Source organism: Catenuloplanes nepalensis (assembly GCF_030811575.1).
GTDB classification, from domain to species: Bacteria; Actinomycetota; Actinomycetes; order Mycobacteriales; family Micromonosporaceae; genus Catenuloplanes; species Catenuloplanes nepalensis.
Map to the genome: position 1 here is coordinate 1,984,131 of NZ_JAUSRA010000001.1, position 11,534 is coordinate 1,995,664.

The 11,534-nt window shown below is 66.9% G+C and carries 11 protein-coding genes and 3 pseudogenes; 9 read left to right on the forward strand and 5 right to left on the reverse strand.

Going from position 1 to position 11,534, the window contains the following annotated elements; all coding sequences use genetic code 11:
- Positions 1-47: 47 nt before the first annotated feature.
- Positions 48-713: a hydrolase gene (locus J2S43_RS08250; protein WP_306828143.1), complete on the reverse strand. Its 666-nt coding sequence runs from the start codon at positions 711-713 to the stop codon at positions 48-50.
- A 40-nt stretch (positions 714-753) separates the two neighbouring features.
- Complete coding sequence (locus J2S43_RS08255; RefSeq protein WP_306828145.1) at positions 754-2,223, reverse strand: carotenoid oxygenase family protein; 1,470 nt, start codon at positions 2,221-2,223, stop codon at positions 754-756.
- A gap of 940 nt (positions 2,224-3,163) precedes the next feature.
- Between J2S43_RS08255 and J2S43_RS08260 the strand changes: the two genes are divergently transcribed.
- The 8 genes and pseudogenes from J2S43_RS08260 (at position 3,164) to J2S43_RS08300 (ending at position 8,585) form a co-directional block, all read left to right on the forward strand.
- Positions 3,164-3,730: a hypothetical protein gene (locus tag J2S43_RS08260; RefSeq protein WP_306828147.1), complete on the forward strand. Its 567-nt coding sequence runs from the start codon at positions 3,164-3,166 to the stop codon at positions 3,728-3,730.
- A gap of 272 nt (positions 3,731-4,002) precedes the next feature.
- On the forward strand, positions 4,003-4,629 hold the full coding sequence (locus tag J2S43_RS08265) for a hypothetical protein (RefSeq protein WP_306828149.1): 627 nt from the start codon (positions 4,003-4,005) through the stop codon (positions 4,627-4,629).
- 334 nt (positions 4,630-4,963) lie between these two features.
- Positions 4,964-5,533 carry a hypothetical protein gene (locus J2S43_RS08270; protein ID WP_306828151.1) on the forward strand — a complete coding sequence of 190 codons (570 nt, stop codon included), beginning with the start codon at positions 4,964-4,966 and terminating at the stop codon, positions 5,531-5,533.
- 136 nt (positions 5,534-5,669) lie between these two features.
- The gene (locus J2S43_RS08275) at positions 5,670-5,960 is read left to right on the forward strand and encodes a barstar family protein (protein WP_306828153.1); all 291 of its coding nucleotides are present in this window, start codon (positions 5,670-5,672) and stop codon (positions 5,958-5,960) included.
- A gap of 891 nt (positions 5,961-6,851) precedes the next feature.
- Positions 6,852-7,049: pseudogene (locus J2S43_RS08280) on the forward strand (cold-shock protein); the annotation flags it as partial.
- A gap of 36 nt (positions 7,050-7,085) precedes the next feature.
- Positions 7,086-7,277, forward strand: a pseudogene (locus J2S43_RS08285) (cold-shock protein); the annotation flags it as partial.
- Between the two features lie 60 nt (positions 7,278-7,337).
- Positions 7,338-7,811, forward strand: a pseudogene (locus J2S43_RS42175) (cold-shock protein); the annotation flags it as partial.
- Between the two features lie 411 nt (positions 7,812-8,222).
- Positions 8,223-8,585, forward strand: coding sequence for a hypothetical protein (locus tag J2S43_RS08300; protein WP_306828155.1), 363 nt, complete (start codon positions 8,223-8,225; stop codon positions 8,583-8,585).
- Between the two features lie 310 nt (positions 8,586-8,895).
- Here the strand turns inward: J2S43_RS08300 and J2S43_RS08305 are convergent, their stop codons facing one another.
- The 3 genes from J2S43_RS08305 to J2S43_RS08315 all read right to left on the reverse strand — a co-directional run bounded on the left by J2S43_RS08305 (position 8,896) and on the right by J2S43_RS08315 (position 10,696).
- The gene (locus J2S43_RS08305) at positions 8,896-9,207 is read right to left on the reverse strand and encodes a hypothetical protein (RefSeq protein ID WP_306828156.1); all 312 of its coding nucleotides are present in this window, start codon (positions 9,205-9,207) and stop codon (positions 8,896-8,898) included.
- A gap of 310 nt (positions 9,208-9,517) precedes the next feature.
- Positions 9,518-10,042: an O-acetyl-ADP-ribose deacetylase gene (locus J2S43_RS08310; RefSeq protein ID WP_306828158.1), complete on the reverse strand. Its 525-nt coding sequence runs from the start codon at positions 10,040-10,042 to the stop codon at positions 9,518-9,520.
- Between the two features lie 153 nt (positions 10,043-10,195).
- On the reverse strand, positions 10,196-10,696 hold the full coding sequence (locus J2S43_RS08315; protein WP_306828160.1) for a DUF7919 family protein: 501 nt from the start codon (positions 10,694-10,696) through the stop codon (positions 10,196-10,198).
- A 240-nt stretch (positions 10,697-10,936) separates the two neighbouring features.
- Here J2S43_RS08315 and J2S43_RS08320 point away from each other — a divergent pair, with 240 nt between their 5' ends.
- On the forward strand, positions 10,937-11,341 hold the full coding sequence (locus J2S43_RS08320) for a hypothetical protein (RefSeq protein WP_306828162.1): 405 nt from the start codon (positions 10,937-10,939) through the stop codon (positions 11,339-11,341).
- Positions 11,342-11,534: the final 193 nt, after the last annotated feature.

The window sequence follows — 11,534 nt, forward strand, 5'->3', positions numbered from 1 at the left end:
GGGCGGAGCCGGCCGGGTGCCCCTGCGGGCATCCGGCCGGCGCGCCACTACTTCCGGGTGAAGCCGGAGGTGACGTAGTTGACGCCCTGCCCCCAGGCGCCCATGTGGTCCCGGATGATGTCGTTGACGGGGCCGTAGGTCTCCGTGCGTGCCCAGTCGCGCTGCAACTCCGACAGCACGCTCGCGGTACTGACCGGAACGACGCCCTTCTGGGTCATCCGGATGATCGCGGCGTCGTGGGCGGCGGTGCTGGAGCCCGCGGAGGCGTCGATCACCGCGAAGACCTCGTAGCCCGACTCGATGGCGGAGAGCGCCGGGAAGGTCAGGCAGACCTCGGTCCAGAGCCCGGCGATCAGCAGCCGCCGCCGGCCGGTCGCCTCGACGGCGGCCCGGAAGGCGCCGTCCTGCCAGGCGTTGATGTGCGAGCGGTCGATGACATCGATATCCGGCAGCGCACGGGTGATCTCGGGGATCAGATCGCCGCCGAAGCTCTCGGCGGCGATCGAGGTGAGCACGGTCGGCAGTCCGAACAACCTGGCCGACTTGGCCAGCGCGGTCACGTTGTTCACCAGCGACTGCGGATCGGTGCTGCTGCGTGCGCCGAAGATCATCTGAGGCTGGTGGTCGATGAGGAGCAGCGCGGCGTCCTCGGCGTTGTACAGGCTGCCGATGGCGCTGTCGGGCAGGTCGTGCGGGGTGTTGTCGTTGTTCAAGGGATTGCACCTTTCTGCTGACACGTGGTGGTGGTCGCGGCTACTGGAGCTCCCGGTCGGTGATCCAGGAGCCGTGGAAGCCGGTGGGGACGCGCCGGGGCAGGGTGACCGAGGCGACGGGCTTGCCGCCGATGTCGGTGGCGTCGAGCACGATGAGCTTCGAACCGCCGCCGTCGCGTCGGCTGGCGATGCTGAGCAGCCATCCGTCGTCCTCGGCCCGGTGCGGGTCCTGGGCGGGAACGAACACGGCCTCGCTGGCCACGACGTCGGGTCCGAGCCGGTGTTCGGCGATGACTCCGGCGCCGGCGTCGAGCTTGACGATCGCGGTGGCCAGGGGGCCGCCACCGGAGACGGCGTAGCGATAGCGGGCCACCCGCCCGATGTGGTCGTCGTTGATGGTGGGGAATTCGATCCCGCGGTCGTCCAGGGTGGTCTCGGTGACGGTGCCGGTGTGCGGATCGATCACCCACCGGTGCAGGCGCGCCATGCCACTGTTGGCGGCCGCGGCAGCCGGGTCGGGGTGGCCGGGAATCCCGGTCGAGGCGCGCGGATCACCGATGCCGCCCCACACCTTCGCGGCGTCGGTGCCCGAGTAGCGGGCGGCGTCCAGCACCACCCGGCCGCCGGCGTCGGTGTGGGCGTTACCGACATGGAACACATAGGACGGATCGACGTCGAACCAGCGGACCTCTCCCGGACGCGCGAGCGGCATGAGACCGATCCGCGCGCCATAGGACTCGTCCCAGTCGAAGGGCATCGCCTGGTCCGTCCGCTTCGGGTTGAACGTCATCGGCAGGTCCAGGAACACCGCGTGCTGATCGGTGATGGCGAAGTCATGCATCATGGTCGGGCCGGGAACGTCGATCGCCGCGCTGGTCACCAGCTCCCCGGCGGCGGAAAGCTTGTGATAGGTCAGAAACGGCGGGGTCACGCCGTAGCCGAAGAAGTGCAGTTCACCGGTCACCGGATCGGCCTTGGGATGGGCGGTCATCGCCGTGGTCAGCCGGCCGCCGAAGTCGTCGACGCCCAGCGTCTCCAGCTCCGGGCTCAGCACGTGGGGAAACCCGGACTCGACCAACGTCAGGATCTTGCCGCCGTGCGCGATGACGCTCGTGTTCGCCTCGACCGCGGTCCGGTCTACCTCGCCGTCCGGCCCGACCGTCGACTGCCCGGTCGTCCGCGCGGCGAGCGCCTTGGTCCGCACCCAGCGGTTGCGGTACCACTTCGCACGACCACTGTCGAGCCGGATGCCGTGCACCATCCCGTGGCCCACGAGCCAGTGCTGCGACGGCGCGCCCGGCAACGGATTGGGGCCGTTACGCAACAGCCGGCCGACCAGCTCAGGGGGCAAGGTGCCCTCGACCGGCAGGTCGAAGGCGTCGATCTCATCCGGTACCGGTGCCAGGTGCCCCGTCACGTGCAGCGGAGCGCCGGCGGTATAGAAAGCCGCCATCACCCCGTCGCCGGATCCCGACACTCCCTGCAAGCGCCCCGTCACATCCTGCGTCATCGTTCTCTCCTTCATTCCGGTCGTGCGTGGCGCGCACGACCGAGTCCGGGCCGGGCGGCCGAGGGCAACCGCGGTTCCACGGCCGGGAGTCGCCCGTCGACGCGCGAACCGCTTCCCGGCGCGTTCGCCTTCGGAAGCCCTCGGAAGCCCTCGGCTCGAGCGCATCGCCGCGGACACCGCTGTCGCTGTACTGATTGGAGCAGCGCCCGGGCCGCGGAAAGAAGGGTCGAAGGAGTCACGGAGGGGGGCAGGCCGGACATGCGCCTCGCGCGACTTCTGGACCGTCAGCCGGGGGCATGTCGGCGGACGAGGTGGCGCGCGTGCCGATGGATCCGCCGCGGCGGGACGCGCCGGCGGAGCCGGCCCGGCAGCCGGCGGACACCACGATCAAGATCCTGACCCACAACGCGGGTACGCCGAAGCCGAGCCCGATCGCGATCAGCGACCCGGGCGGCTGCGCGCGCTGTCCAGCCGACGCGGGACGGCTGGCACGCGATCGCCTGGAGGCTCGCCAACGGCCGAGTCCTCATCCACGCCCGCCACCAACGCGACCCGGCTGCTCGCGCGGTGCCCCACGTCGGTGGATCGGTCGGCAGACGATATGTGTCCGGCGACGGGCGAAGCCCATCTGGCTTCGTTCGCGAGTTTGGGCGCCAGATGTTCGCGACTTTCGGCACCGCTCTGGCCGCACCGATCGTCGCCGTGTTCGTGAGAACCGGCACCACTTACCGATCTTGACCAGTGGGCGGCACCGACGGTTGCTCATGAACCCGCTCACCCTGAGTGCAATCGATCATCAAGCCACTCGGGCGCGGGTGCGCGGATCTGCCGAGTTGAGCACGTTCACGAAATGTTGTTTTCTGGGCGCGGCCCAGCCGCTCGGAGCGTTTGCATGCATATTTGGATCGCATTTGCCTGGCCAGAATGGCACACTGCCGCCGTGGAGACGTTTCGGTGTGCGGGGTGCGGGAACGCGCTGAGCATCCCGGTCCGGCTGGTGGCGCTGCCAGCGCAGCCGCACTGGTCGCGTTTGGACCACCACCACGTCAACCCTCCGCTCCTCGAGCCCTGCACCTACGCGATCGACGACGCCGCATACGGCGATGATCAGGTGGCCGGCACCTTCGTCCTCTCACCGGGTGACGTACGCGGTACACGGATCATTCACGACCTCGTCCGTACGGGCTGCTGGTCGCTGGTGGGGTGGAACCGGTGTGTGGCCTGCGAGGATTGCGGTGCCTTGATCGCTTCCCGGACGGACGACTGCCGTGTGGCTCAGGAGACGCGCCTCTACCCGTCCATGGTCGTCCGCGAGACTTGTGACGATGAGGCCGAACGCACCACGGATCCGTTCACACTCATCGCCGATTGGGACAGCAAGGCACCCGACGCGCCACTGTACGACTGGACGCCGGCCCTCATCCGCCCTCGACCCGAACTGACGGCAACGCGCTGGCGCACCCGACGGGTAAAAGAGGATCTCTATCGAGACGACCCACCGGCCTGACCGACATCAGAGAACTCCGATGGGTCAGATGTCGCCTATCGGTGTAGCAGGCCCCCGGCCACCTGCCCGAACCTTCCGTCCTACGAGGCCCATCATCGGCGCGCTGTTGCCGGCCTTAAGCTGCTGTTATGCCTATGCGTGCCGTCCATCCGCTGTGCGCGCTCATGCCGAGGTGAGTGTGCCTGGCTACCCCCTCGACGCGCACAGATAGCAGCGCAAGGCTATGGCTGAGGTCAGTGCGCTCGACCGTGGAATATGCCAGGCTAGCCCGCGTGCGAATCTCTCCGGATGTCCTACGAGCGGCCGCATCCGACTCCGCCTCTCCGACGTGGGCGGTCGTCTGGGAGCAGTCCTGCCATCAGGGCACCTGCCATCCGGACAGCGCTGCTCTGCTGCCGTGGCTAGCGGAGACGATCGCCGGCTTCGTCGGCGACCAGCGAGAAAAGCCGTTGGCCCTGGCTGGCTTTATCGCGGTCGACGCCGCCAACGCAGACCGTACGACCTTCGCCAACGAGATCAAAGCCCTACGCGCTCTGGCGGTTGATCGCTTGCCACAGGCCTCCGACGATGCTGCTTTCGTCTATCTGCTCCAGGCCATATGCGGCTTGGAAGGCAACGAGGTTTGGGGAAAGGAACTCGATCGTCTCATCGATGGGGAAGCCGACGTGCACTGCCCGGAGTGCGACGAGGAGACATTGGTAGATCTGCTGACCGGCGAGCCCGAGATCACCCCCGGGTCGCTGTCCGAGCGGACGTACCGTCTGCATGCCGAGGCCGTCAGCGCTGATCGAGGAGCGGTAGCCGCAGGCCTGGCCCGTCTCTTCGGACGGATGATCTGTCCGGAGTGCGGGGCCGCCTTCGATATCGCCGACAATCTGGCGGGCGTCTCGCGGCCCTGACAGAAGATTTCCGGATCTCCCGCCGCCCGTGCGCAGCCCGCAGCTGGAGTAGCCACGATCGGGACGGGGCCTTGAGCTCGGACCGACGTCCGGATCTGCCGATGATAGTGCGTCGAGCGAGACCGATCTGGCACCATGGGCCGACCCACCAACGGGATCGTCGGCTGACCGGCCCACCGGCGGCTCGGCGCCGTCAGATACAGCCGAGGTGCTGAGGGAGGTCGCTTGGATTGCAGCGGCATGGGTGGTTTGTTGGTGGTTTGCGGCGAAAGCATGCTGACGGTTCGCTATCTCTGCGAGCCTCGAGACCTGGGTCTCGTATGCTTACCGATCGATGTCAAAGATGCACAAGGCTTGGGACGGCAACTGGGCGATCCTCTCGCTGTTCGGGATCACCTTCGGCGCGCTGGCACTGGCCGGCTTCCTGTACCTCGGCCCCGCCTCAAACGCGCAAGTCGTCCGCGACGCGACGGTCACTGCGGCCTGCTCGCTGACCGGGTGCAACAACCGGGCGATGGCGGTCGTCGGCGTCCTGCTGATTGTCGTGCCGCTGGCCTGCTGGCAGATGTTCAAATACTTCTGGACTGGGGACCAGGAGCCAAAGGGCCACCCTGGCTGGTACGTCGCCGGTTATGCGGTGCTCTGCTCGATCCTCGCCGTGTCCATCCTCTGGATGCCGGCCCCCAGCCACTCGGGCCGTGGCAACGGCCCGCCCGAGGTTATGACCAGGCCGGAAGCCGCCTCTCTCGAGGACGGCATGGGCTGGGGTGTGCTCGCCCTCGTCATCGCCGCGCTCACCATGCAGGTGCTGGAATCCTGCGAGGCTACCCGGCAGCGCACGATTTGGCTCGTCGGCCTGGTCCCCTTCCTCCTGGCCACGATCATCGCGGCGGTCCAGGCCTGACCCGCCGGTCAGCCGTCGTGCAGGGTGAGGACCGGATCGGCCATCACCGCTGAGCTTCATCTCGACAGCTATCCGGATCTGACGCGGACAGGGTAGGCGAAGTGAGTCGTCGACGAGTGCCCGATAGCATCGCGGGGTGCAGGTAGCCCTTGATGGTCGTCGGGTGAGCTCGGAAGCCGATCTGCATCGGGAGCTGGCGAGGCTGCTCGACTTCGGCCCCTTCTACGGTGCGAACCTGGATGCTCTGTGGGATCGGCTGAGTACCGACGTCGAACGGCCGGTGCACCTTCTATGGACGGATTCCGGGGCCAGCCGGGCCGCGATGGGCTCCCTGTCGTTCGAGCGCGTCGAACGGGTCCTTCGGCAGACCGTCGAGCAGGACACCGCCTGGAACCTGAAGGAGCGCTTCACGTACGCGCTCGCATGATGCACGCCGTCCGCCGACGCGCTCTCACGCCGCGATCCGGTCGGCTGCGTACCGACGAGCCGTCACAGCGTGTGAAGCCGGTTTCGCTGTTCCGCGGCGGGGTGAATGCCGATGCGGGACTCGTGACCATGCAGCCCTCGGCGTCGTCGCCCGCGACGAGGGCTGGGCACTGTGGCACACCTGGGACGACCAGGGCCGGCCGTGCACCGTGGTCACCACCCGCCCTGGACACCGCCCGGGCCCTGCTGGACAACTGGTCCCATGGCTGGGACCTGCATCCCGTACGGCCACGACGGGCTCAGATCGCTGCGGTGCACGCCCGCCGGCTCGGGCCGATCACGTTCTCACCCAGCCATGCCACCAAGGCCGGCCTCGGCGGACGCTGCACCGGCCTGACCCAGCACCCTCAGCAGAGAACGCATCGGAGTGCCCCGACCTGCGATCGAAACAGGCCCGGCAGAACATGCTCGGCGCCGCGCACATGTGCCGCTGTCAATGCGCCGTTGGTGGTTGTAGTCGTAGGAGCGGGGGATGACCGCAGTAGCAGACGCTGAGCAGCGTGTGCTGGGGTCGGTGGACTGGTCCGGGTCAGCGCCGCATGCCGGGCACGGTGTCGGCGCGTCTGGACCGGTCACCGTCGACGCTGAGCGGGCCCACCGGGCGACGACGCGCTCGCCACGGAGGCGAACTCATCGTCGGCCACGTCGAGCGGCCGCGCGGCGGGCGGGCCGATGCGACGAGCCGGTCGGAGTCGTTCGCGACCGCCACCCGCGTCCTGGCCGCCTACGACCTCCTGACAACCGACTGACCGTGGCCGGTCCCGGTGGTCCCGGGCACGACGGCGTGAGCGAGACTGTGAGCAATGCCGCTCTAACGACCTGGAGTTTTCCTATGCTGCACGGGATCGTCCGCTGGTTCGACGCTGAACGGGGGTTCGGCTTCCTCGCGCCTGACGACGGATCACCAGACGTGTTCGTGCACGCCTCCGAGATCGTCGGGGACGGCGGCTCGAAGGTGCTCCGTGAGGGCCAGGCCGTCGAGTTTGAGGCCGGCAAGAACGACCGCGGTCCCCAGGCGCTGCGCGTGCGCGGCACCGCCGAGCAGGCCGCTGGCGGTGCCGTGGGCCTGCTCGGCACGGTCAACTGGTACGAGCCGACCAAGGGCTACGGGTTCGCATCGCCAGACGGCGGCGGCCCCGACATCTTCGTGCACAGCTCGGCCATCGTGACCGGCGGCGTGGTCAGCGACGGGCAGCGGGTGGCCTTCGTCGTCGTGGAGGGCGAGCGCGGCCCGCAGGCCGCGCACGTGATCCCGCTCGGTCCTGGGGCCGGCCTGCCCGCCACGGCAGGCGGTGCCGACGGAGCGGACGGAACCGTTTCCTGGTACGACGAGGACAAGGGCTTCGGCTTCATCGCCCCCGACTCCGGCGCCGGGGATGTCTTTGTCCACGCCCAGTCCCTGGCCGAGGGCCTCACCTGGCTGACAGAGGGCGACCGCGTGGCGTACGAGGTGGCCAGCAGCGACAAGGGCCCGCAGGCCCGCGACGTGCATCTGGTCCGAGGGGCCGAGCCCGCGCCGCCACCGCGACGCCCGGCACCGGCCGGGCCGCCACCCGCCAGGAGTAAGCCGCCGTCACGGGGCGTGCCCGCACGCGCGGGCCACGGCGTCGTCGCACGCTACGACGGCGACCGCGGGTTCGGGTTCATCACCCCGGACGCCGGAGGCGACGACCTGTTCGTCCACGTATCCGTGGTCGCCGGGTCGGAACCGCTGCAGCAGGGCGACCAGGTCCGGTACACGGTGCGTCAGAGCGACCGGGGCCCGCAGGCCGACCGCGTGGAGCGCCTCTGACACCTCTGAACAAATGCTCATCTGCCGCAGGTCGTGCGCGGCGATCACAGTGGCCGTCACGCTCCGTACGATCCGCGCGAGGGTCAGCACACGCTCGTGCCGATGTGAGCGCACGGGCTGACCCCGGAGATTCCGGTACGCCGCCTGATGCGCCACCCGCGGCGACTTTTTGCACGAATTGGGCGGGTGATGACCAATATGGGGCAGGGCGGCCGATGGGCGCCAATTGGGTCGAAATTCTCCAATGGGGTTCACAACAGGACGGGAAGATGGCAAGTCTAATACTGCACGAGGTCGACTTCAATGTTCCTGCAACGGTCTTGAGACTGCCCTGGTACGACGGGGGACCCGGCGCACTTCGATGCGACGAGCCTGCGTTATGTCCTCTATCCCTCCCGAGTCACCTTTAGCGTGGGCGACGATGTCGTGATGGGGCCCCGGCTTCTGGTTCCGCTGTTCGACCTTCTCTCCTGCCTGGCATCGATGCTGCCGGAGATCCGCGGGAAGAAGCCCGCCTCGATGAACTTCACGGAGTCGGCCGATCAAGTCCTTTTCAAGCCGGCCGCCGGCGAAACTGTTGAGATAATCTATGCCGAGGCGCGCTCCCGGTCGGGCGCCGTCTACTTTCACGAGGCGCGAAAGGTACGGATAGATCGCGAAGAACTGGTCGACACGTTGACCGGTTTCCTCGCGTCAGGTCTCCAGGCGCTGACCGACAACGTTGCCGGACTCCGCGAGAACCAGCACGTAAAGGCCCTGCTGGACCAGTGCTGATCCCGAGTGCCGCCTTAACGCTGGTTCACCGTTCTTACGTGCCGCCGTCAGGGTGCACTGCCTTGTTGACGGTCGTCACGCCCTGTACGCCACGAAGGCCGCCCGGTGCGTAGACCGGCACGCGCTCGTGTCGATGAGATTGCATCAGCGCCATCCGTTGTAAGCACAAGCGGTGCCCGAAAGGCGTTTGAAGAACAAAGCTTCTAGCGTGGACCTTGCGCTTCGATCCTGTTGTCACCCCCAGCGGTGGATAGGCTGCTGCAGGCAAGCCGTGCACATTTGCCGAGGCGGCTGCGCGGGATGAGTTACGTCAGTCAACGACCGTCATGATGACGTCAAGGCCGTTGTCGGGATGGTAGGTCCACGAGGCGGACAGCTCGCCATTGGCCATGGGAGCGACTTTCATCTGCGGCTGAGGCACCTCTGATGTATTGACACCCCACGTCGCTGACTGTCTTCCTTGAATCGCAGACGTCTGCTGCATCTGCAGCATGACGGCGTCGGGCAGACCGGTCACCATCTTGATGCACTCCACGGTGTATTGGTGCTCAAAGGAGTCATCACCAGCGCTGTCCGGCTGAGGGGCGAAGTCGAACACTAAGGTCTTGCCGTCGTCCTTCACAGCGTTCTGCGGAAGGCACTTCAGATTCGCGAAGGAGTACGGAGCGGGGGGCTCGCTGCTGGGGGTAGCGACCGGTGTCGCCGCGCCGCCTGCAGTGCAGCCAGTCAGCCCAGCGATTAAAGCCGATCCTGCCAGCCCATACCAAGCCCTCCGCATGTTTCCCCCAGAGTGCGTCACTCGTTGTCCGCCGTCGTCGTCAACGATCCGACGCCGCCACCGACACGGGACACCGGGGACTGGATTCAGGCATGGGCATCTCAGCGTACTGATCTGCCGCGTTGATGAAGTGTATTGATCACAGCGATGCGTGTCACCGACCGTCATCGAAGGCCTGATAGATGCGTTCCGCGGTGTGGCGGGTTTGCTCGTCGAAGAGCACGAGACGGATCACTTCAACGGTGGTCGGCTCAGCATGCAGGGCTGTCAATGCTTGGGCGATGGCGTCGTCCTTCGGCCATCGGTACACGCCGGAGGAGATCAGCGGGTAGGCGACCGACCGCGCGTCCAGCTCGACGGCGACAGCGAGCGACGTGGTGTAGCAGCTGCGAAGTAGCGGTGAGCGATCCTCGTCTTTGCTGAACACCGGTCCGACGGTATGGATCACCCACCGGGCGGGTAGCCGGCCTGCAGTGGTTGCCACCGCCTGTCCGACCTTCAGGCCTCTGCCGTATCGGCTGGCCCGTAGAGCGCGACACTCCTCCAGAATCGCCGGGCCGCCTTTGCGGTGGATCGCTCCGTCAACTCCGCCGCCACCCAGTAGGGAAGAGTTCGCCGCGTTGACGACGGCGTCGACCTGCTCGACCGTGATGTCGCCCGTGACCAACTCGATCCGCACTGCGCTACCTCTCGGGCTAGGAATAGCCGAAGCCGTGCCCATAGGCGGGCCGACAGGCTGGTTGCCCGCCGATGCTATCCGAGAAATCAGCCAAGATCACACGTGCTCAACTGCGCGATCCGCGCGGTAGTAGGGGTTGTCGGCGTGCCGGATTCAGTCGAACCCCATGTGGTCGGCGTCGTCCGGGATCCACGGGCTTGGCACTGTTGTCCAGGCGCGATCGTAAATTTCGGCGGCCCTGATGAAGTCGTCCGGTGGGCGGTATCGGTGGGTCGTGATGTAGTGCCAGATGAGGGTGGGGGCGGCATACATCGTCCCGGGGCGTACGGGGATTCTGACCTCGGCATGGCCTAGCAGCAGGGTTCCAGCCGGGTGACTCACCTCGGTCATGATGCCCTCCGGGGTGTCCTGGCTCGGGCAGAGCGTGCACCGGTGAAAGCCGCGCATGGTGTTGACGCTCGGCCCGGCGATGATGTCGAGCAGTGCGTCCGGGAGCCAGTGCGGCGTCGGCCTCGTAGCGAAGTCGTGAGGAGCGTCGAGCCAGCCGATATTGACCCGGTCGTACCGGGGGCGATAAGTAACCCACCCGGTGTCACTCTCGATGATGTCGTTGTCGTAGTAGGCGTACGGGCTGAGGTCGGCGAAGTGCGTCACGGGCCTAGTCATATCAGGGCATGAGACTCACCCGACGCTGCACTCATCTGCCGCCGAGCGTGCGCGGCGGCCACCGAGAGCGGTTACGCGGCGTGATCGGTGCCGACCTGGCTTGAACGTACGCTCGTGCCGATGTGAGTGCGTCAGCGGACGTGCCGCGATCTATTTGAGCTTCCGCGTCGAGAATCACTTCTTCGGCGAGTCCGAGCGGCCTGCAGGTCACGAATCTATAGTCGTGGTGTGGAGGGAACGTATCGACTAAAGCAGATAGCGGGCGGTGTGGCGCACTGGGCTGAAGTCACCGTCTGGATGGAGCCGGCCGACTGGCTCGAGGTGATAGTTTCCGACGATGTCTTCGGCTGGAGACGAAGCATCTACGGCCCCGAGGCGTGGAATCGCGACCCTGTTGAACAGGAGTTCGTCGCGGCCGCAATCGACGGTGTGCAATATGCGCTTGGTCGAATCGGTGACAAGATGAAGCGGGTAATTATAAAGGCCATTAGGGATGCGCCGGTGGACACCCTTCCAACCGATGTCAAGTTCGCTGCGGCTGCGGCTACCTGCCTGGCTTTGAACGTCGTCTTGGATCCGCCTCCAACCATTGAACCGCACGGCGTCATATTCCCGAGTTCGACCGCGGAATAGGCGCCTGCCTACGACGGACGCTCGCTTCTGCCGCAGACAAGGCGTGCCCCGTCTCAGCCGCCCGTTACGCTGCGTGAACGACGGCGTCGACGGACGATGCCTGAGCGGGTCTCGCTCGGGGTGGGCCTAAACTGGCGAACATCGAGATGGGTGAGATCCCGGTGGTGCCGAAACTCGGCGACATCCGGCGTCC

Bases quoted from the DNA above. Each gene is read 5' to 3' on its own strand.
- J2S43_RS08255 (WP_306828145.1), bottom strand. From the start codon at position 2,223: ATGACGCAGGATGTGACGGGGCGCTTGCAGGGAGTGTCGGGATCCGGC.
- J2S43_RS08270 (WP_306828151.1), top strand. From the start codon at position 4,964: ATGTCAAAGATGCACAAGGCTTGGGACGGCAACTGGGCGATCCTCTCG.